Annotated in this window: 20 protein-coding genes; 6 read left to right on the forward strand and 14 right to left on the reverse strand. The window is 42.9% G+C overall.

The window, feature by feature from the left end; genetic code table 11:
* Positions 1-91: 91 nt before the first annotated feature.
* The 13 genes from C8D84_RS10315 to C8D84_RS10375 form a co-directional block, all read right to left on the reverse strand.
* Positions 92-271 (reverse strand): hypothetical protein, encoded by a 180-nt coding sequence (locus C8D84_RS10315; protein ID WP_045445897.1) that lies wholly within the window; start codon positions 269-271, stop codon positions 92-94.
* Positions 272-473: 202 nt separating this feature from the next.
* Entirely contained in the window at positions 474-2,162 is a 1,689-nt protein-coding gene (locus C8D84_RS10320; RefSeq protein ID WP_045445985.1) for an ATP-binding protein, read from the reverse strand.
* A gap of 314 nt (positions 2,163-2,476) precedes the next feature.
* Positions 2,477-3,193, reverse strand: a complete 717-nt coding sequence (locus tag C8D84_RS10325) for a response regulator (RefSeq protein WP_045445894.1) — start codon at positions 3,191-3,193, stop codon at positions 2,477-2,479.
* Positions 3,194-3,864: 671 nt separating this feature from the next.
* Positions 3,865-4,281: a F0F1 ATP synthase subunit epsilon gene (locus C8D84_RS10330; RefSeq protein WP_021812807.1), complete on the reverse strand. Its 417-nt coding sequence runs from the start codon at positions 4,279-4,281 to the stop codon at positions 3,865-3,867.
* Between the two features lie 104 nt (positions 4,282-4,385).
* On the reverse strand, positions 4,386-5,819 hold the full coding sequence (gene atpD, locus C8D84_RS10335; RefSeq protein ID WP_045452427.1) for a F0F1 ATP synthase subunit beta: 1,434 nt from the start codon (positions 5,817-5,819) through the stop codon (positions 4,386-4,388).
* A gap of 50 nt (positions 5,820-5,869) precedes the next feature.
* Positions 5,870-6,751: a F0F1 ATP synthase subunit gamma gene (gene atpG / locus C8D84_RS10340; RefSeq protein WP_045445883.1), complete on the reverse strand. Its 882-nt coding sequence runs from the start codon at positions 6,749-6,751 to the stop codon at positions 5,870-5,872.
* Positions 6,752-6,978: 227 nt separating this feature from the next.
* Positions 6,979-8,523 carry a F0F1 ATP synthase subunit alpha gene (gene atpA / locus C8D84_RS10345; RefSeq protein ID WP_055125356.1) on the reverse strand — a complete coding sequence of 515 codons (1,545 nt, stop codon included), beginning with the start codon at positions 8,521-8,523 and terminating at the stop codon, positions 6,979-6,981.
* 93 nt (positions 8,524-8,616) lie between these two features.
* Positions 8,617-9,240 carry a F0F1 ATP synthase subunit delta gene (locus C8D84_RS10350; protein WP_045445877.1) on the reverse strand — a complete coding sequence of 208 codons (624 nt, stop codon included), beginning with the start codon at positions 9,238-9,240 and terminating at the stop codon, positions 8,617-8,619.
* A 13-nt stretch (positions 9,241-9,253) separates the two neighbouring features.
* Positions 9,254-9,724 (reverse strand): F0F1 ATP synthase subunit B, encoded by a 471-nt coding sequence (locus tag C8D84_RS10355; protein WP_045452424.1) that lies wholly within the window; start codon positions 9,722-9,724, stop codon positions 9,254-9,256.
* Positions 9,725-9,841: 117 nt separating this feature from the next.
* Positions 9,842-10,090 (reverse strand): F0F1 ATP synthase subunit C, encoded by a 249-nt coding sequence (gene atpE / locus C8D84_RS10360; RefSeq protein WP_010197960.1) that lies wholly within the window; start codon positions 10,088-10,090, stop codon positions 9,842-9,844.
* 33 nt (positions 10,091-10,123) lie between these two features.
* Complete coding sequence (gene atpB, locus C8D84_RS10365) at positions 10,124-10,990, reverse strand: F0F1 ATP synthase subunit A (RefSeq protein WP_109591949.1); 867 nt, start codon at positions 10,988-10,990, stop codon at positions 10,124-10,126.
* Between the two features lie 684 nt (positions 10,991-11,674).
* Positions 11,675-12,073: an ATP synthase subunit I gene (locus tag C8D84_RS10370; protein WP_109591951.1), complete on the reverse strand. Its 399-nt coding sequence runs from the start codon at positions 12,071-12,073 to the stop codon at positions 11,675-11,677.
* A gap of 291 nt (positions 12,074-12,364) precedes the next feature.
* The gene (locus C8D84_RS10375) at positions 12,365-13,255 is read right to left on the reverse strand and encodes a metal ABC transporter solute-binding protein, Zn/Mn family (RefSeq protein WP_228244537.1); all 891 of its coding nucleotides are present in this window, start codon (positions 13,253-13,255) and stop codon (positions 12,365-12,367) included.
* A 196-nt stretch (positions 13,256-13,451) separates the two neighbouring features.
* Here C8D84_RS10375 and C8D84_RS10380 point away from each other — a divergent pair, with 196 nt between their 5' ends.
* The 6 genes from C8D84_RS10380 to gluQRS all read left to right on the forward strand — a co-directional run bounded on the left by C8D84_RS10380 (position 13,452) and on the right by gluQRS (position 19,058).
* Positions 13,452-14,045, forward strand: coding sequence for a helix-turn-helix domain-containing protein (locus tag C8D84_RS10380; RefSeq protein ID WP_109591955.1), 594 nt, complete (start codon positions 13,452-13,454; stop codon positions 14,043-14,045).
* Between the two features lie 80 nt (positions 14,046-14,125).
* Complete coding sequence (locus C8D84_RS10385; protein WP_109591957.1) at positions 14,126-14,923, forward strand: metal ABC transporter ATP-binding protein; 798 nt, start codon at positions 14,126-14,128, stop codon at positions 14,921-14,923.
* Positions 14,924-15,029: 106 nt separating this feature from the next.
* Complete coding sequence (locus C8D84_RS10390) at positions 15,030-15,848, forward strand: metal ABC transporter permease (RefSeq protein ID WP_055125361.1); 819 nt, start codon at positions 15,030-15,032, stop codon at positions 15,846-15,848.
* A gap of 251 nt (positions 15,849-16,099) precedes the next feature.
* A complete protein-coding gene (locus C8D84_RS10395) occupies positions 16,100-16,945 on the forward strand; it encodes a metallophosphoesterase (protein WP_109591958.1) in 846 nt (281 codons plus the stop codon).
* Positions 16,946-17,431: 486 nt separating this feature from the next.
* The gene (dksA, locus tag C8D84_RS10400; protein WP_045445865.1) at positions 17,432-17,869 is read left to right on the forward strand and encodes an RNA polymerase-binding protein DksA; all 438 of its coding nucleotides are present in this window, start codon (positions 17,432-17,434) and stop codon (positions 17,867-17,869) included.
* A 247-nt stretch (positions 17,870-18,116) separates the two neighbouring features.
* Positions 18,117-19,058 (forward strand): tRNA glutamyl-Q(34) synthetase GluQRS, encoded by a 942-nt coding sequence (gene gluQRS, locus C8D84_RS10405; RefSeq protein WP_109591960.1) that lies wholly within the window; start codon positions 18,117-18,119, stop codon positions 19,056-19,058.
* A gap of 96 nt (positions 19,059-19,154) precedes the next feature.
* Here gluQRS and ftsW read toward each other — a convergent pair whose 3' ends face one another.
* Positions 19,155-20,279: a putative lipid II flippase FtsW gene (ftsW, locus tag C8D84_RS10410; RefSeq protein WP_055125364.1), complete on the reverse strand. Its 1,125-nt coding sequence runs from the start codon at positions 20,277-20,279 to the stop codon at positions 19,155-19,157.
* Between the last annotated feature and the right edge of the window lie 373 nt (positions 20,280-20,652).

Genomic DNA, 20,652 nt, shown 5'->3' on the forward strand with positions numbered 1-20,652 from the left:
TGTCGTCTTGTCATGATGATTAAGCTCATATGAGTAAATATAGAGTTACTATAGCTTATTCTAAAACAACTGTGCTAATTGATGACACGCCCTAGTCTTTGTTTCCAATGATAGGTGGAATATATTTGGCGCTATTCGTAAACGCTAATGGCTGAGTAATATTTTCTTGCGCTGCTGTTAACGTTTGCGTCGTCGATGGCTGCTGCAAGAATAAATAGTAGCCCAACGTTATTGCATTTAGTACCACCAAACCACCAAATAAATATGGCATCCTTTGCCCTCCTCTGATTTAAAGCTATCTTTAAACCGCTAATAATAAAAATTAACCGACAATGCTATCTAAGGTGTGTATTCATTCTAAAGATGAGATTGAGAACACTCCTTAGAAATTGAGCCAGTTTATTTGTCACACACTGCTTAATTGATGCCGCTATTTTTATACTAAAAAATAACGACAATCTGGTGCAGTGGCATTATTTATCTTCAAAACCACGCTCGCTTTTTTCTTGCGTCAGTTCATCAGCAGCCAAAATTTGTGTCAGTGGCTTGATAGGCCACGTCATGACAAATCGTGCACCGCCAAGCTCTCGGCTCTCATCGACTTTCATACTACCATTAAACCAAAAGGCAATGCGCGATACAATAGACAAGCCTAAACCATAGCCGCCTGAGGCGCGTGTGCGACTGTCATCTAAGCGTGAAAATGGAATAAAAACCTTTTCGCGATCTGCTTCTGGAATACCATGACCATCATCCTCAACACTAACAAAAGCATTGCCCTTTCTGACGCCAGCACTAATGATAATCGTGGTCTCTGCATAGCGTAAGGCATTGCCCGCCAAATTTTGAATCACACGGTGTAAATAACGCCTATCTGCGACAGCGGTTACTTTAGCATTCGGCAGCTTGGTCACTATTTTAATAGGCTTACCCAAGGCATTGGTTTCACGCTCAATCTGCTCCAATAACTCTCTAAGATTAACTGGTTCTAAATCCAGCTTTGGCGAGCCTTCTTCGAGCTTAGCATAAGTCAAAATCTCATCAATCAAGCCATTAAGCGCTTCTATATCTTCATCAATAAAATCACGCTGCATAAAACGTGAGTCTTCGTCATCCGTATCAGCCAGCATATCAACGGCAAAACGGATACGAGCCACCGGTGTACGAAGCTCATGTGATACCGCTCGCGTTAATTCTCGCTGCGACTCAATAAGGCGCTTGATATGCGAGGTCATGGCATTAAAAGTCGCGGCTAAACGGGCAATTTCATCCTGCCCAATGACTTGAACTTGACTTTCAAGATTACCTTTACTCACCTCATTGACGCCAACCTGAATCAACTGCAATTTACGCTCAAGCGGAAAAATCAACGCATACACGCCTAAGCTGATCAAAAACATGCTGATAAGAATCATACTAATAATCAGATTAAGTGGGAACCAATTGAATAATGGCACCGGACCAATCAATATCGCCATGTCATTGATTTCAGAAGGTACCACTACTCTAATAGCCGAATTACTTTTGCTGCTATTGGTATCTTGTAAGGAAATAACCACTTCATCTCGGCGTAATCGTGCAAGCTGATCGGTATCCAAATCCAGTGTGTTGACGGCTTTAAACTCTAAAGGAAAGGAAAACTTTTTTTCCAGTTCAGCCAAACGGGCACGCTTATCAGATAACGTCACATAGTAAGACAAATCATCTAATAAAAACACAGCGATTGCCCGTACTTGCTGCTCAGTCACTTGCGATATTCTGGCGGTCAAAACGCTTTGATTGTCCGGTAGACGATAATAAACATCGGCATAGACAGGTTGCTCGGTATAACGAACAACCGTATTACCATTTTCAAAACGCCGCAGTTCACTGGCATTAAAGTCTACTTCATCAATAGGCAAAACTTTGAATTCTGAGCCAAATAAACTACTGGCATCAGATAACCAATATTCACGCTGCTCTTCACTTTCTTGATGAGCAATACCTTCACTCACCAGATGAAAAGCCCCTGTTGCCATGTTTTCACGGTAGGATTGGACGCGCTCTTTATTGATGGTATCCATCAACAGTTGAGCAAACAATGCCACACACAAACAGACTATGAGTAGCCCAGCATAAATACGAACAAAGATACTGTGTTTTAAAGAAGAGACTAATGACATACGTGCCGTAACCAACTTAATGAATAAAAACTGCCGACATCATTCAGCAAACAAGCGCTGCGTGATAAATGATATCAAACACTGTTGAATAAAAAACCATTCTGGCTGCTGTATTTTAATTTATAACTGAGCATCACCTAAAATCCATTTACCTCATGTACATTTAGGCAGCACCCGCAATAATTGCTTAATTAAACCACATAACGCTGTATTTAAGTTCAAAAATTAAAATTTAGCCACAAAAAAACCAGCCTAGTCGCTGGTTTCTTTGGTCACGCTAATGAGCAATAAGCCGTTGCCGGAGCAAAATTGACTTAGTTGCCTTCTTTAACGAACAAATACCCTTTACTACGAACGGTTTTGATACGTTTTGGATTTTCTGGATCATCACCGATTTTTGGACGAATGCGTGAGATACGAACGTCAATTGAACGATCTTGACCGTCATATTCAATACCACGTAGACGCTCAAAGATATCTTCACGCGAAAGAATTCGACCCGCATTAGAAGCAAGCAACCATAATAAGTCATATTCAGCACTGGTGAAATCAACCAACTCATCACCTAAATTCACTGAACGACCGCCATTGTCGATGACCAGTTCACCAAATTCTAGGCGCTGTGGTACATCTTCTGATGGGGCATTTTCTGAGCGACGTAATAACGCACGAATACGTGCTAGCAAGACACGTGGCTGAGCAGGTTTAGCGACATAATCATCAGCACCCATCTCAAGACCCAGTACCTGATCCATATCTTCAGTACGCGCAGTCAGCATCAAAATAGGATTCTGATAATGCGGGCGTACTTCACGACATACCGTCAGTCCATCGCTACCAGGAAGCATGACATCAAGTACGACCAAATCTGGTTGTTCACTGACGATGCGACGAATAGCACGATTACCATCGGTTTCGATAGCGACTTCTAAACCATTTTTGACCAAATAATCTTGAGTCAACATGGCCAGACGCTCATCATCCTCAACAATCAAAATTCGGGGGGTGTTGTCTTCTTCATTCGTTGTCATTGTTATATCCTCTAATACATCTCATTTAAAAGCAGTAAAAGTAAGAGCGGTAAAATTAATAGCACCATTAAGTGGCACAATTGATGTTGGTATAGCTGTTACAAACTTGGTAGCACAGTATACTATTAAACATACAGCTTCCTATACTATAGCTTATAGTCGTTAACAAAACCTATAAACTACACCCATTAAAACTTTAGTTTACGTCCAAAAATTATGAGCTTTATACAAATAATAGCAAGCGAAATGTTTTTTTACGATCCTTTCCTCACCTGAGTTTCTATAAGCAGCCAATCTTAATGCAGCGCACAGCGATAGGATACTTGATTGATACCGATACTTGTATTCCTGTTACGTCTAATATAGCGACATATCACCTTTGCTGCCAGTGACTTTTTCATCTATTATCCCAGTATTGCCTACTATCATTCGATACATAATTAGTAGATACATGTTTAGTAAATGCATAGTTCATGTATACATAGTTAGTTAAAACTCATATTTAAAAAACTGGCTGTCGAGATCGAAATTGCATCATAAATCGTGTATTTAGCCTCGATCAACAAGCATAGAATATTAAACAATAAACATAAAAAAACAGCCCATGATGGACTGTTTTTTTGTGTCTGTGGTAAGAGTCAAAAAGAAACTCTAAAATTTTCCACAAAAAATTAAGCGCGGTTTTTGTACTTACGGATAGTCTGTAGCTGTGCCACAGACTCTGCTAATGATGCTAAAGCTGCATTAGTTTGTACAGTATCCGATTGATTAACCAGCATCTGCTCAGCCTTTTTACGTGCTTCGACAATTTTGCTTTCATCAAGGTTATGTGCACGCATCGCTGTATCAGCCAATACGGTAACCATCTTCGGCTGTACTTCTAAAACACCGCCTGATACATAAATCACTTCTTCTTCACCGTTTGGTGTTTGCACTCGCATCGCACCCGGTTTTAACAAAGTAATAAGCGGTGTGTGACCTGGCAATACACCAATCTCGCCTTCGGTACCAGTAGCTATTAACATGCTGATTTCGCCTGAATACAACTCTTCACGAGCACTTACGACGCGACATTGTAACGTTGCCATACTTAACTCCTTACGATCAAAACACAATCAAAACTGCGAGGCGTTACTAACTGGCAAATAGACTTTTTATGGCCTATCTGCCCTTTAGCAAATGCTAACACAACTTACGCTGCAGTAGATTTCATTTTTTCTGCTTTAGCAACAACTTCGTCGATGCCACCAGCCATATAGAACGCTTGCTCTGGTAGGTCATCGTATTCACCCGCGATGATTGCTTTAAAGCTAGCAATGGTATCGCGTAGTGGTACATATTTACCAGGTGCGCCAGTAAAGACTTCAGCAACGTGGAATGGCTGTGACAAGAAGCGCTGAATCTTACGCGAACGATAAACGACTAGTTTATCTTCTTCTGACAACTCATCCATACCCAAGATAGCGATGATGTCTTTTAGCTCACGATAGCGCTGCAAAATTTCTTGCACGCCACGAGCAACGTTATAATGCTCTTCGCCAATGACTAATGGATCTAGCTGACGCGAGGTTGAATCTAGCGGATCAACCGCAGGATAGATACCTTGTGAAGCAATATCACGACTCAATACAACCGTTGCATCCAAATGCGCGAACGTCGTTGCTGGTGATGGATCCGTCAAATCATCCGCAGGAACATATACTGCTTGAACTGAGGTGATAGAGCCAGACTGAGTCGAAGTAATACGCTCTTGCAGCATACCCATCTCTTCAGCAAGTGTTGGCTGATAACCAACCGCAGATGGCATACGACCAAGTAGTGCTGATACTTCAGTACCGGCTAGTGTATAACGGTAGATGTTATCAACAAACAGCAATACGTCACGACCTTTGCCAGTGGCAGGATCTTTGGTATCACGGAAGTATTCAGCCATGGTCAAACCAGACAACGCAACACGCAAGCGGTTACCCGGTGGCTCATTCATCTGGCCGTATACCATGGCAACTTTAGATTTGCTAAAGTCTTCAGTGTTTACAACGCCAGCTTCTTGCATTTCGTGATAGAAATCGTTACCTTCACGAGTACGCTCACCAACACCAGCAAATACTGACAAACCTTCATGTTTTAGAGCGATGTTATTGATCAGCTCCATCATGTTAACGGTTTTACCAACACCAGCACCACCAAACAGACCAACTTTACCACCTTTCGCAAACGGGCAAAGTAGATCAATAACTTTAATACCAGTTTCTAACAGCTCAGTACTGTTTGACTGATCCGCGTAGCTTGGCGCTTCACGGTGGATAGACCATTTTTCGTCAGCCTCTACAGGACCTTCTTCATCGATAGGACGACCAAGAACATCCATGATACGGCCAAGCGTACCAATACCAACAGGCACAGCAATAGGCGCACCAGTGTTAGTGACTGTTAAGTTACGCTTTAGGCCTTCAGTTGAACCCATTGCGATAGTACGGACGATGCCATCACCTAGTTGTTGCTGTACTTCTAGGGTGGTTTCGGTACCATCTACTTGCAAGGCATCATAAATCTGAGGAACTTCACTACGGTTGAACTCAACGTCAAGAACCGCGCCAATAATCTGTACAATACGACCGCTACTCATTGCGTTCTCCTTGAACTTCTGTATATAGTGGGTTTCATAAGGGGTTTCAATTATGAAACAGCAGCAGCACCGCCAACGATTTCCGAGATTTCTCGGGTAATCGCCGCTTGACGCAGCTTGTTATAAACCAACTGTAAATCGTTAATTAGGTCACCAGCATTATCTGTCGCCGCTTTCATCGCAACCATACGTGAGGACTGCTCAGAGGCAATGTTTTCCATTACCGCTTGATACACAATCGACTCAATATAGCGGCCAAGCAACTCATCAATCAATGTTTTGATATCAGGCTCGTAGATATAATCCCAGCTCAGTTCTGTTTGAATGCCGCTCTCTTCTTCACCAAACGCACTGTCTGGTAAAGGTACCAACTGATTGACAGTCGGCTTTTGGGTCATCGCATTAACAAACTTATTATAAACCACATAGATGCGGTCTATTTTACCGTTAGTATAATCGTCAAGCATGGCTTGAACCGGTGCGTTTATCTGCTCAAACGTTGGCTTATCACCATAATCGGTTACTGCCGAGGTCACTTTACCACCAAAGTTTTTGAAAAAACTCACACCTTTAGCGCCAATGACTGCAAACTCAGTTTGTACAGATTGATCTTGATACTGCTGGATACTCTTAGATAAAGCTTTGAATAAGTTAATATTCAAACCACCCGCCAGACCGCGATCAGAGGTAATGACAATATAGCCAACCTTATTGACTGGACGCGAGACCATATACGGATGTTTATAGTCTGATGAGGCATGCACCAAATGTGAAATAACCCGGCGCATACTATCAGCATACGGGCGACCCACTTCCATGCGCTCTTGGGCACGGCGCATTTTACTTGCCGCAACCATTTGCATAGCACGAGTAATTTTTTGGGTGCTTTTAATACTGGTGACTTTGGCACGTATCTCTTTTAAGCTTGCCATAATGATTCCAATATAAGAGGGTTAAAAAGCATTGGCGCATGCGACAATTAATTTAGTATATAACATCAATCCAACAGATTAATGTTATATATTTTGTGCATGACGCGATCTAATACCGTAAATGGTTAGAACAGTGGCGCTACTGTCTTAATAAAAAAATACAAGACAATGCGCCACTTTATTAGCCATCAAAGACAGCCATAACCAATTCGGCTTAACCCGTTAAATTAATAACTGTGATTTTGTTTAAAGGTCTCTAAAGATGACTTCAAACGACCTGCGATATCATCATTATAATTCGCAGTATCATCAATCTCACGCATCAATTCACTTTGCTCATCATGCATATAGCGTAAGTAAGCTTCTTCAAAAGAACCGATTTTTTCGACAGGAACGTCCGCTAAAAAGCCTTCATTCGATGCATAGATAACTGCAGCTTGCTCAGAGATTGACATTGGCTGATACTGCTTCTGCTTCATCAATTCAGTCACACGCTCACCATGATCAAGCTGTTCGCGAGTCGCGTCATCAAGATCTGATGCAAACTGAGCAAAGGCGGCCAGTTCACGATACTGAGCCAGTGCAGTACGGATACCACCAGATAGCTTCTTGATGATCTTAGTCTGAGCTGCCCCGCCCACACGAGATACCGAGATACCAGCGTTAACTGCTGGACGGATACCTGAGTTGAATAGGCTTGATTCTAAGAAAATCTGACCATCGGTGATTGAAATCACGTTAGTCGGTACGAATGCAGATACGTCACCAGCTTGGGTTTCAATAATTGGCAGTGCGGTTAAAGAACCGGTTTTACCAACTACTTCACCATTAGTGAACTTTTCTACGTACGCCGCGTTTACGCGTGATGCACGCTCAAGTAAACGTGAATGTAAATAGAATACATCCCCAGGATACGCTTCACGACCTGGCGGACGACGTAGCAATAGTGAAATTTGACGATAAGCAACGGCTTGTTTTGATAAGTCATCAAATACAATCAGTGCATCTTCACCGCGGTCACGGAAGTATTCGCCCATCGTACAACCTGAATACGGTGCGATATACTGTAGTGCGGCAGGCTCTGATGCTGATGCAACCACAACCGTGGTATATGCTAATGCACCAGTTTGCTCAAGCTTGCGTACGACGTTTGCAATGGTAGAACGTTTCTGACCGATTGCGACGTATACACACTTGATACCAGATGATTTCTGCGCGATGATCGCATCGATAGCCATCGCGGTTTTACCCGTCTGACGGTCACCAATGATAAGCTCACGCTGACCACGACCAATTGGAATCATAGTATCAACGGCTTTATAACCCGTCATTACTGGTTGATCTACTGACTGACGATCAATAACGCCTGGGGCGATTTTTTCGACTTTATCAGTCATTTTGGCATCGATAGGACCTTTGCCATCAATAGGATTTCCCAAGGCGTCAACAACACGGCCTAGCAGCTCAGGACCTACTGGTACTTCAAGAATACGACCAGTACAATAGGCTTTTTGACCTTCTTGCAGCTTTAGGTAATCACCAAGTACTACCGCGCCGACAGAATCACGCTCTAAGTTAAGCGCCATTCCATAGATTTCGCCTTCAAACTCAATCATTTCGCCGTACATGGCATCTTCAAGACCATGAATCTGCACGATACCGTCAGATACTTTGACAATCGTGCCTTCATTCTTTGCAGTTGCACCCGCATCAAGGTCTTGAATACGCTGCTTAATCAGGTTACTGATTTCCGCTGGATTCAATTGTTGCATTGCCTTGTTTCCTTTAATTTATGATAACCCGCCCACTGACTTAAATGCTCTTACTTTCACGCAAATCATAGATGACTGCGCTGGTAAATGGCATTAGGCCGTTAGCTGTGTTTTTAACTGTTGTAACTTGCCGCGCATCGAATCATCAATGATTTTGTCACCGACTTTGATGGTAGCGCCTGCCAATAGACTTGGATCGACCGACTCATGAATCACCACACTAGCATTTAACGATGCAGCAAGGCGCGTTTGAAGCATTTCACGCTGAGCGTCAGTCAATGGATAGGCAGAGGTCACGTAAGCATCAAGCTGCTTTAAGCTTATTGCCTTGTGGCGGCGATAATGCTCATAAACTTCAGGAAGCAGCGCCAGACGCTCTTGCTGCGCCAACTGCTTAATAAAATTATTGAGCGCTGGTGACACTTTAGGATAGCTAATACTATTACCATAACGAGAGCCTTTGCTCTCGCCTAGTAGCTGTTTAAAAGCAGAGTCGCTATCACCAGCCACTTGTGAGTCATAAAGATCAACCAAAGCAGCTGACTTATGCTCAGCCGTAACGGCTGGATTTTCTAGCCATGTACGGAACGCTTTGTCATTGACAATTGCACTGGCGACAAACAAGAAATTTTCCCACTCGTTTACGGCCCCGTTTTCGTTGGCATAGTCAAACGCGGCTTTAGCGTAGGGTCGTGCTAAGGTTGATAAGTCAGCCATTATATCCTCACAGTTACAGCTTTGCCGCCAGTTGGTCTAACATACTGGCATGTTTTTGCACATCGACTTTGTCTTGCAAAATCTTTTCTGCACCAAGTACAGCCAGTTCAGCAACTTGGGCACGTAATGATTCACGCGCTTGATTGATTTCTTGGTCGATAGACGCTTGCGCTTGTTGACGAATGCGCTCGCCTTCCACTTGGGCCTGCATTTTTGCATCTTCGACAAGCTGGTTGGCACTCTTGTTCGCTTGCTCGATTAAAGCAGCAGCTTTGGTCTTTGCAAGATCAAGCTCCTGCTGGACGTCTTGCTCAGCGGTCGCCAGATCTGCTTTTGCTTTTTCTGCGGCATTCAGGCCTTCAGCAATTTTACGCTGACGCTCATTGATGGCACCAATAAGTGGTGGCCACACGAATTTCATGCAGAACATCACAAAGATTGCAAAAGCAATGGCTTGACCGATGAGGGTAGAATTGATATTCACGTGATCACCTCTTTGTTAATGAAAAATCAGTTTCATTGATCATATTTGATAGCCAAACTTTGGCTATGGTTAAGATACAAACTTTGACTACCAAACATTTACAACTGAGCTTTCTGATTAACCTGCTAGAGGGTTAGCGAACAACAATAGCATAGCAATACCAACACCGATCATCGGAATAGCATCAAGAAGACCTGCTACGATGAACATACGAGTTTGCAGCTGTGAACCAAGTTCTGGCTGACGCGCAACGCCTTCTAGGAATTTACCACCTAGAATAGCAAAACCAATACCTGTACCTAGTGCACCTAAACCGATAAGTAGTGCTACTGCGATAACTGTGTAACCACCTAATACTGGATCCATGGATGTATCCTCATTTACCTATTGAATGTCTAATTAATGTTCAGTTGATGATGCAAGTGACATATAAACTATCGTCAGCATCATAAATACGAACGCTTGAAGTGTAATAATTAAGATGTGGAAAATAGCCCACGGTACTGATAACGCCCATTGAATCCAAAACGGCATTAGAGCAATCAGTATGAAAATCAACTCACCAGCATACATGTTACCGAATAGTCGTAAACCTAAAGAGATAGGCTTGGCTATCAAAGTAACAAACTCTAAGATAAAGTTGATGGGTATTAAAATAATTTGTACGATAGGATTTTTGGCACTAAACGGATGCAGTGTCAGCTCGCCAACAAAGCCGCCTAGACCTTTTTCTTTGATACTGTAAAACAGAATCAATATAAAGACAGAAAAAGACATGCCAAGCGTGATATTAGGATCCGTGGTTGGCACGATCTTAAAGAACACATGATGTGGATCATGTCCCATCAGCGCGCCAACTTGTCCGGCAAGCATAGGGATAAAGTCGACGGGTAATAAATCCATCAAGTTCATTAAGAATATCCATACAAAGATAGTCAACGCCAAAGGCGCAATCAGCTTTGAGGTACCACTATACGAATCACGAACGTTGTTATCAACGAACTCAACGATCATCTCAACCGCGGCCTGAGTTTTACCCGGCACGCCTGAAGTGACTTTTCTAGCGACCATCCAGAAGATGGCGCAGAAAACAATGCCTAGACCAATTGACCAAAGCATAGAATCAAGGTGGATGGCTTTAAAGCCCATTGCACTAGCTTCTTCAGCAGTATAGGCAACTTTCCAGCCTTCGCCCGGCAGATAGCCGTACGTCCAGTTCGTTAAGTGGTGAGAGATATAGTCTGTTGTTGTTTGCTCGCCTGCCATAATGTCAGCTTCTTATTAATCAACGATTTAATCAACTACCAAAAATATGGTTGTCATCTGATGAGGTATTAACGATCCTATTTGACCTGCTAGCAAGCCGATGAACCATGCTAAAGCGCTCATGTAATCAATAACATCCAACCCATAGTTCTATTACTAGTGCGCAATTTGATAACGTAAGATAAATTTTAGCTATCAAAAAAGGGCTTATGATGATTCAGTAATAGCCCTTGTATATGTACGCGAAATTATTATATCTGTGTTTACTTACTGCCGCGTTTTCACGATCGACGCTTAATACAGCGTTCATAAGCAAAATATTTAGCTGCCTATATTAATGCAGCGTTGTATTCGTGTAAAGTCAATTATGACTTTTTTATGCACTGTATGAATAAGTTAACTACTATTAACGTTTACTAACATAGCTTTGCGTGATTAATTAAATTGTAAGAATTTAATTAGAGGCAATACTGATAGCTAATAATTGGCTATCGACTCCATTATCACACGCTATACTCATTTAAACGCTCATATCACAGTCTTTATAATCATTGGCGCTGTCTTTAGACAGTTTTGTATGTTTTGACTTTCTTATGAAATCAGTCATAGAGAAGCTGGACGGCAGGGTGACTTGCCTAGCACTATTAAGCACTCAACTATTGATATAGTCATCGTCTATTAATGCTAGCGTATATGCCACAACATCCAACTGTGACTAATTTGCATTACCATAAAACCGATAAACAGCGCAGGCGCAGATAGGGGTTGTACGGTAATAAAAATTAGTGCGAAACCAAACACAGTCAATAGCCATTTGGCCATTTGGCCTCGATATAGCTGGCTAACAATATGTTGGCGCGCGCGATATCCAGTGTACCAAAAGATAAAAAAAGCAAATACAGCTTGGGTAGCAAAGCTGAGTAGCGCACCAATAGCGGCGCTTTTTGCAACAGTAAGCTCACTATGTAGCCAACTGGCATCTAAAGCCCAAGCAATAATAATAAGGATAAATAGTATCCAAGCTTGGCGTTTGATATAGATGCCAATTTTATCTTTTTGTGTGCGTTTGGCAGGCCTGGTCATCGGTAATGCAATCCTATAGCCTTACAGCATTGGGATAAGGTGGCAATATAACATCGTCGCGACACTTTTATCCGTGAACGGCTCACTCTACAGGTGTTACCTTTTAACCAAAATAAAACGCCACTTATTATAAGGGGCATACCACCGTTAAGCAAGAAAAATATACCTTTTATCAGTGACCTAGCTGAATCACTCATAGACATCATAGTTACTGACCAATGGATAATACCCAAAGTATGACTACATAATGGCTTCTTAAGCGTTGCAAGCCACTATAGTTAATCAGTTATCCTACGATATACATTGATAGATTTGCTGTGCCATCGTCTGCCAACCAATCACAAAGTCTTTACTATTGCTCATATCTTCAGGTTGCACAGTGGTTTTTACAGGCTGTAACTTAGCGAGTAGACCTTTGGCTGGTTGACTTGGGCTAACCAGACACATTTGCTTGGCTGGACGCTTCTCATTTAGCCAGCGTATTTGGCTTGCTCGAGGTGCTAAATGGTGGTCAGTGCTTAAACTGCCAACAAGCTTTAAGTTTGTGCTGGATTCAATGTATTGATAAGCATCATGATAGGCCCAATAAGGCTGGGTTTGCTGCTTGCCTTTAGCTTGTTTTACGAAAGATGCCACTCCCCTATCCATTCGCTGAGCAAATTTTTGCGCATTGGCGTGATAAAGTGCTTTATATTGCGGATTGGCATGGCTATGAATCACGGCAAGGGCACGAGTCATGGCTTTGGCATTTTCAGGATCTAACCATATATGTGGATCCAAGGTGCCAGCAATAGGCTTGCCTTGGACGTCACGTAGCGGATGACGATTAAAGGCATCAAATTCAAATAAGGCAATCGCATTGGGGGCGGTATTAAGGCTTGCCGCCAAGTTATTTTCTAATGGCTCACCAAACCACACGACAAATTTACTGTCCTGAATGGCTTTAATATCGCCTGGGCTGATACTGCCATGATGACCTACCTCCCCGGCCTGCAATAACTGCTTGGCGGGCGGTGAACCTTCAGTCACTGCTTGACTCAATAAAAACAGTGGGTAGTTACTCACGCTGACTGTTGCCGCTTGTGCACTCACAGTAAAGATGCCTAATGCAACTATGCCCGTAATGAGCCATCGCTGTAGTATAATGGTTGAGCTTAAAAAATATTTGAAAACTGAGTTCATAATAGATTCTTTAATGTATGAAAGATAAAATATAAGTGGAAACATTTAGACGTTATTGCCGTTGTATCTGAGTGATCATTAAGGTATCAATAAATAAGCCAAGATCACCTATCTGCTCTTATTTTTAGTATGTTATACTATAACATACTAAATTACTATAATAACAGTGCCATTTTATTTCGTAGGAGCTTGCACCATGTCCACCAGTTTATCAGTCTGCGATCATTTACATGATGTGCAGGACTTTACACCGCATGATGTGACCGAGCGCCTAATGGCAGCAAAAGAACAATGTCACCTGAACGGTGCACGCTTTACCCCATTGCGCCAGCAAATATATCAATTGGTATTGGCAGCCAATAAGCCTATCGGTGCATATGATTTGATCACGCAATTGCAGCAAATGCGCTTATCAGAGCCTGATAACAATGATGACAGCAGCGAAGCGCTTAACTCGCAACAGCACCCAATGAAAGCAGCATCTAAAGAAATTAGCTCTAAAAAACAAGCGCCAAAAAATGTCGCGCCACCCACTGTCTATCGCAGTCTGGAGTTTCTATTGAGTGAAGGCTTGATACATCAATTGACCTCTATCAATGCTTATGTGCCCTGCTGTCACCCACGCGCGCAGCATACCGCAGCATTTTTAATCTGCGGTCAGTGTCAGCGTGTACAAGAATGTAGCAGTGTGCCCGTACAGGAAATGATGAGTTTTGCTGAGCAAGACGTTGGCTTTATTGTGGAACGCAGTGTGATTGAGCTGAGTGGTCGTTGCCAAGCGTGCCAGTAACACACCCTGACCACTGAAGCGTAAGTCTTTGTCATCCGTTTTTTATTTGTATTACTCATTCACTTATTGGTTGTCATACTATGAGCCTGTCTACCTCACCGTCTAATCAACCGAACTTTTCCGCTGTTGATGGCAATACCATTAACACTGCGAGTAAACTGCTGAGCCTAAGCGATATCAGCTACGATATAGGGCATCAACGCTTACTCTCACATATTGATATCGACATTGCGGTTAATGAAACAGTCAGTCTTATTGGACCCAATGGCGCTGGTAAGTCAACGTTGGTTAAACTTATTTTGGGATTGATTGAGCCAACTAAAGGGCACATTACCTCTCATCAGAAGTTACAGCTTGGCTATGTGCCGCAGCGCTTTGCTGTACCGCCGATATTGCCATTACGAGTCTGCGATTTATTGGCACAAGCGGATAAAAGGCGCTTAACGTCTGAGCAGCGTCAATTTATCTTTGATAATTTGTCATTAACGCACTTATTATCGCGACAAATGCTGCACCTGTCGGGTGGTGAGACACAAAGGGTCTTGCTCGCGCGAGCACTGTTAGACAAACCCAACTTATTGATTTTAGATGAGCCGATGCAAGGACTGGACCCTGATACTGAGGTTTGGCTCTATCAGTTTATTGATGAGCTGCCGGAGTTTTTGCGTTGTGCCATGCTGGTGGTATCGCATGATCTGCATTGGGTCATGAAAGGCAGTCGACGCGTGATTTGTCTTAATAAGCATATTTGCTGTGAGGGACAACCAAGCGAGCTTGCCATTAGTAGTGAGTTTCAAAAGCTATTTGGGCATCATTATGAGCAGCCTTATGTCCATCAACCGCATGCCTGTGAGCATCACGCCCCAAGCGAACTATAATCATTAAGGCGCGTTGAACATTCACAAATATAAAATATATCGAAGCTTGATACATCAAACACATATCGAGCGTTGAGCTTTATAAAAACTTTTACGGATATTTATTATGACTGCTTGGTTAGCCATCATTGCCCCTGCTTGGATCGCTGGCAGTATTTTAGCGCTACTATCAGCGCCTTTAGGTTGCTTAGTCTTGTGGCGACGCATGGCCTTTTTTGCTGATGCTTTAGCACATGGTACCTTGCTTGGCGTGGCTTTAGCAGTATGGTGGCAATTACCTATGGGCATTGGCATTGCCTTGGTCAGCGTCATGGTGGTGCTAGGGCTGGTATTAATCGATGATGAGCGCCTGCCTGTCGATGCGGTTTTGGCGGTCGTGGCGGTGTCATTGTTATGCTTAGGTTTATTGGCTTTGACCCAGTTGACTGACCAACAAGCAAACGTACTGGGGTTTTTGTTTGGTAATTTGCTAGAGCTTGATTGGGCAGACTTGCCCTTACTTGCCGGTAGCGTGCTGGTAGGGCTCGGTCTACTCATGTATATATGGCCTGCACAAATTAAGCTTGCCACTCATGAAGCACTGGCGCGTATTCAAGGTGTTAATCCGACACGCCAGCGGCTGTTCTTTATGGGCGTATTGGCGGGATTTTGTGCGATTGCCCTGCAAGCGGTTGGTAGTTTACTAATCAGCGGTCTATTGGTATTACCAGCATTAACGGCACGTTTGTGGTCATCATCGCCAAAACAAATGGTCGTTATATCGCTACTGATCGCACAGCTTGGCGTGACGCTAGGCGTTTGGGGAAGCATCTGGCTAGATATTCAGACAGGACTTGCTATCGTATTAATATTAGCCATTTTATTTTTTATCGCGCTGATTTTCTCAAAGCTCAGTACTGCAAAAATTTGGTCAGCGCGCCGCTAGACACATTATCGTACACATAAAGCCGCTGGTTTTTTTATCCTCTTATCCAACTTTATTTCATCAATATGATAGAGCTTTCATTGACTTTATGTTATAAACTTGCCCTAATACCATCGACATACTAGCGGCGTCAAGCCAAAAAACATATTGGTTAGACCAAAATTCATTAGTCTACTCGATGCAGGACATCCATTTATCTATCATTCGTTTTAACAGCATCACTTGTTTCGATTCGATGAGGGACTGACCCAATGCTAAGCTATCCTGTTAATAACATTAGCACACCAGATGAACAGGTAAACATACTACAAATCACAGATTTGCATTTATCAACGCCCGTTTCTTCTAGGGTTGATGGCGATATTAACAATAGCGAAGCCACTGTCTGTCAGCAGTGCTTTGAAACAGTACTACAGCAAGCTTTGAGTAGCGACATTCGCTGCGATTTGATTGTCGTGACTGGCGACTTAGTCAATGAAGTCAAACCCGCTATTTACGATCATATTTTTGAGGTATTGCAAGCGACCCATATTCCTTTTGCTTGTATCGCAGGCAATCATGATGTGACGGATGAGATAGGCAGTGACTTGCCGTTCTTTGAGCGCGAACTGATTGCTCAACCTGCCGACCCGCGCTTGCTAAGCCGGCATGTCATTGAGACTGATCGTTGGCAGCTGCTGTTATTAGACTCATCCATCACGGGTAAAGTCGCGGGCGAGATAACGTCTACCGATATTGACTGGTTATGCGAGAGACTCGATGCTTGTGATAAGCCTGCGCTGATTGCTCTACATCACCATGTCATTCCCGTAGACTCTGACTGGATTGACACGCATATGGCGGAGAATAGTGAAGCCTTTTGGCAGCATCTGTTAGGATTTGACCATCTCAAGGTCATTATCAGTGGTCATACGCACCAAGAGCAGGTCCGCCATCGTCAAGGGGTCACGGTCTATAGTACGCCTTCTACTTGCTACCAGTTCAAGCCTTATGAAAATGATTTCTCCTATGATAAAAGCGTCCCGCCCGGTTACCGTTGGTTGCAATTAGCCAACAATGGAAAGGTTGCAAGCTGGGTAGAAAGACTGGATACTTGACGCCCAGATTTATTGGCACCCATACTGATGTGAGCCCTTATATCTCAAGCTATTGACTGATATTTCCGAGTTCAGAATACAATGACTGGCACGGTAAAAACGACATGATGATGAAAAATGACTTCATTATTGTCAGAAACAATGATACAACGTATAAAACGAAATGAGGACTGCCTGGTATTAGGTAGAATTATAATAGCTAGGATGGCTAAATCGATCACAGCTAAGTCTTCACAGTCAGTGATTTGTCGCATTATTAAGACAACGCTATTTAAATAAAAATATGCATAACCATATACCTGACCATTGATAGATTGCTTTAAGCATATCAAGATAACTGTACTATTAGATCCGCTGTGTTACTTGTGTTACCAAGTGGTAAAACGTTTTATAAAGGGACAAATTATAGCGTTTATGACATTGATAGCGTCTTGTCTTTTGATACGTCGTTTTATTGAATTAATTTGAAAAAAGTAGGATACCCATATGAGCACCCTGACCACGAATCCAAGTGAAGCTAAGTTTACTCCTTATGTGCCTGCCAAAGACGAAGAGTACATGTCTGATGCGCAGTTAGAGCACTTTAAGGCTATATTATTGGATTGGAAGAGCCAACTGATTGGCGAAGCGGATCGCACCAAGACTTATATCCAAGACGAGTCCAGTGCTATGCCAGATATCAATGATCGCGCCACCCAAGAAGAAGAGTTTGCCCTCGCATTGCGTACGCGTGACCGTGAACGTAAGCTCATTCGCAAAATTGATAAATCTATGTCAGAAATTGAAAATGATGATTATGGATTTTGTGAAACTTGTGGCGTAGAGATTGGTTTGCGTCGTCTCGAAGCACGCCCAACAGCTACCCAATGTATCGATTGTAAAACACTGTCTGAGATTAAAGAACGCCAAAATCAAGGCGCTTAAACGAGTTACAACTCATCTCAATAGTAGAATGCAAGCATAAGCGACCAAAATATGGTCGCTTATTGCGTTTTAGCTGGCTGGTTTTTAGTCAATGAATCATGGCTGATACAGAGCTTTAAGCTTGCTTATATTGATTTGCTAACAAAACAGACTCATTTCACAAATATCTTTTTACGGATATATTTATTATTCTATCTTCTACCTTTTTTACCGATAATTTCCTACTTTGAAAACTAACCTTATTCCTATGCCCACTCCAATCATACCAGTACAGCCAATTGGTCGTTTTGCTCCCTCACCGACTGGTGAACTGCATCTTGGCTCATTGACGACCGCGCTTGCCAGCTTTTGCCATATAAAATCCATTGGTGGTAAATGGCTACTGCGTATTGAAGACACTGATACCGAACGCTGTGATCAGCAATTTACTGAGCAAATCTTGATTGATTTGGAAGCGCTTGGATTGTACTGGGACGGTGATATCATTTATCAATCTGAGCGTATTGATATTTATAATGATTATCTACACTCAGCCCTGCATCCGCTCACTTATGGTTGTCAGTGCTCGCGTAAAGATTTAGAGCAATACTGGGCGCAAGAAGAGCTGAGCCCAGCTTATGATGCTAAGCCATTGCAACCAAACAGGAAGCGCTATCCACGCTGCTGCGTCAGCGCTGACCTTGATAGAGAGCAACATAAGCTACGCATACAGCTACCGAATTATAAGATTGGTTTTAACGACGGTATTCAAGGATTGCAGTGGGATAATCCTCAGCAGACATTGGGTGATATGGTGGTGCGTCGCCAAGATGGTATGATCAATTATATTTTGGCTGCCAGCCTTGATGATGGACTGCAACAGGTGACACATATTATGCGCGGTCTAGATATCCTAACCATGACGACAGCGCAAATCAGCATCATGGATGCCGCACGCTTGCCTGCCATCAATCACTGGTATCACTTGCCACTGATATGTCATGCTGATGGACAAAAACTCTCCAAGCAAAACCTAGCACAACCAATTGATACACGAGATCCAAGTAAACTTATCGCCGATGCTTTACAACTATTACAGCAACCAGCCGTTGATAGAGACACACCTACTCGTATGTTAAAGCAAGCCATTGCTCAATGGGACAGTACGCCGCTACAAGGCAAGCAACAGTTAAATATGCACAGTGGATAAAAGAAAGCCAGCTAGCAAAAAGCGCCACTATTTAGCGACGCTTCTTTGGATAATGCCAGTCATGATGCATCGAGCCTATCACTAATGCTCAACCTATCAATAATAACGGCATTGGCTTTTTTCGATTTCAGGGCTTTCTTTATAAATTTTTAGCAATAACGCAACCATCACCAAACTAATCAACATCGAAGAGCCGCCATAACTGAAGAATGGCATGGTCAATCCTTTGGTTGGAATCGCGCCCATATTCATCGCCGCATTGATAATTGTCTGCGCTATGAACACCACACCGATACCAAAGGCGGTATAACTCATACGCATCTGCCGACGCTTGAGCGCGTTATAACTGATACGCATCGCGCTACCGATAATCAGCGCTTCGAGCACCAGTACCATAGTAACCCCAACAAAGCCTAACTCTTCCCCTGTAATGGCTAGTAGAAAATCAGTATGTGCCTCAGGCAAATGCGACAGTTTTTGTACGCTCTCACCATAACCAACGCCTGTAAATTGTCCACGACCAAAGGCAATCAAACTGCGTGCCAGCTGATAATCCGTGTCTTGCACATCATCAAACGGATCCATAAATGACATCACACGTACCAATCGGTACTGCGCTGTCGTCACCATCAATACCGCACCACCGATGGCAGCCGCGCCCAGTGCTAAAAAGTGCTTGTAAGGCGCACCAGCGATATAAAAAATCGCAAAGATGGTACCTAAAATAACGACAAAAGAACCAAAATCAGGCTGTGACAATAGCAGCATGGTGATGAGTGCCACCACCAACATAATCCGTAAAAAACCGTCTAAGCCGTTACGAACTTCAAAAGAGCGACGCACCACAAAATCAGAGACAAAGACAATCATCACCAACTTGGCCAACTCTGCCACCTGAAAATTAAATACCCCTAGGTTCAGCCAACGCTTGGAGCCGTTAATAGGCGTACTGAATAGGGTTGCCACTAGCAGCATGCCAGTGATACCCAATAGGATAAATTGGGTTTCAGTCTTATATAGTGTTCGCAAAGACACGCTGTAATAAGAAACCGTAGCGACCGTCAAACCGATCATCATATACAGCAGCTGGTTTTTGAAAAAGTGCAGCTCTGTCATGCCGCGACTGAGGGCAAAAGGAATAGAAGCGGAAGCCACCATCAATAAACTGAGCACCAACATACAGCCAACACTCGATAGGAGAATGGCGCGTGCTGACGGCATAGAAAGAATACCATCTGAGCCAGATGCTTGCTTCGGTTGGGACGAGGAACGAAAAAGAGAAGAGAGCGCCATAATTTTATATACACTAACGAACGAAAAAACACGGCGTCTATTAAACGCCACCGTTTAAAAAATAGAAAATAGACAGTACCAGACAGATTACTAAGCAAATAAGCTGACCATTCATGTTGCTGACTGGCTATGATTGACAGTAGCAGCAATCTATAAGCAAAACAATCATTTATACAGAAAATGCGCGCGCATCATAAAAGTCAATTCAGGGCAACCCTATTGCATTGCCCTTATTCTTTATTAAATACATGAGCTCTTTATTAAATGCTGATATTCGCTAAGCACTTATCATGCAAATGCT

Source organism: Psychrobacter immobilis (assembly GCF_003148585.1).
Taxonomy (GTDB): Bacteria; Pseudomonadota; Gammaproteobacteria; order Pseudomonadales; family Moraxellaceae; genus Psychrobacter; species Psychrobacter immobilis.

Excerpts from the sequence above, each read along its gene's own strand:
- C8D84_RS10315 (WP_045445897.1), bottom strand. The coding sequence starts at position 271 with ATGCCATATTTATTTGGTGGTTTGGTGGTACTAAATGCAATAACGTTG.
- dksA (WP_045445865.1), top strand. The coding sequence starts at position 17,432 with ATGAGCACCCTGACCACGAATCCAAGTGAAGCTAAGTTTACTCCTTAT.
- C8D84_RS10320 (WP_045445985.1), bottom strand. The coding sequence starts at position 2,162 with ATGTCATTAGTCTCTTCTTTAAAACACAGTATCTTTGTTCGTATTTAT.
- atpE (WP_010197960.1), bottom strand. The coding sequence starts at position 10,090 with ATGGATCCAGTATTAGGTGGTTACACAGTTATCGCAGTAGCACTACTT.
- ftsW (WP_055125364.1), bottom strand. The coding sequence starts at position 20,279 with ATGCCGTCAGCACGCGCCATTCTCCTATCGAGTGTTGGCTGTATGTTG.
- C8D84_RS10385 (WP_109591957.1), top strand. The coding sequence starts at position 14,126 with ATGAGCCTGTCTACCTCACCGTCTAATCAACCGAACTTTTCCGCTGTT.
- C8D84_RS10330 (WP_021812807.1), bottom strand. The coding sequence starts at position 4,281 with ATGGCAACGTTACAATGTCGCGTCGTAAGTGCTCGTGAAGAGTTGTAT.
- atpD (WP_045452427.1), bottom strand. The coding sequence starts at position 5,819 with ATGAGTAGCGGTCGTATTGTACAGATTATTGGCGCGGTTCTTGACGTT.
- C8D84_RS10390 (WP_055125361.1), top strand. The coding sequence starts at position 15,030 with ATGACTGCTTGGTTAGCCATCATTGCCCCTGCTTGGATCGCTGGCAGT.
- atpB (WP_109591949.1), bottom strand. The coding sequence starts at position 10,990 with ATGGCAGGCGAGCAAACAACAACAGACTATATCTCTCACCACTTAACG.
- atpA (WP_055125356.1), bottom strand. The coding sequence starts at position 8,523 with ATGCAACAATTGAATCCAGCGGAAATCAGTAACCTGATTAAGCAGCGT.
- gluQRS (WP_109591960.1), top strand. The coding sequence starts at position 18,117 with ATGCCCACTCCAATCATACCAGTACAGCCAATTGGTCGTTTTGCTCCC.
- C8D84_RS10325 (WP_045445894.1), bottom strand. The coding sequence starts at position 3,193 with ATGACAACGAATGAAGAAGACAACACCCCCCGAATTTTGATTGTTGAG.
- C8D84_RS10395 (WP_109591958.1), top strand. The coding sequence starts at position 16,100 with ATGCTAAGCTATCCTGTTAATAACATTAGCACACCAGATGAACAGGTA.
- C8D84_RS10375 (WP_228244537.1), bottom strand. The coding sequence starts at position 13,255 with ATGAACTCAGTTTTCAAATATTTTTTAAGCTCAACCATTATACTACAG.
- C8D84_RS10370 (WP_109591951.1), bottom strand. The coding sequence starts at position 12,073 with ATGACCAGGCCTGCCAAACGCACACAAAAAGATAAAATTGGCATCTAT.
- C8D84_RS10350 (WP_045445877.1), bottom strand. The coding sequence starts at position 9,240 with ATGGCTGACTTATCAACCTTAGCACGACCCTACGCTAAAGCCGCGTTT.
- C8D84_RS10380 (WP_109591955.1), top strand. The coding sequence starts at position 13,452 with ATGTCCACCAGTTTATCAGTCTGCGATCATTTACATGATGTGCAGGAC.
- atpG (WP_045445883.1), bottom strand. The coding sequence starts at position 6,751 with ATGGCAAGCTTAAAAGAGATACGTGCCAAAGTCACCAGTATTAAAAGC.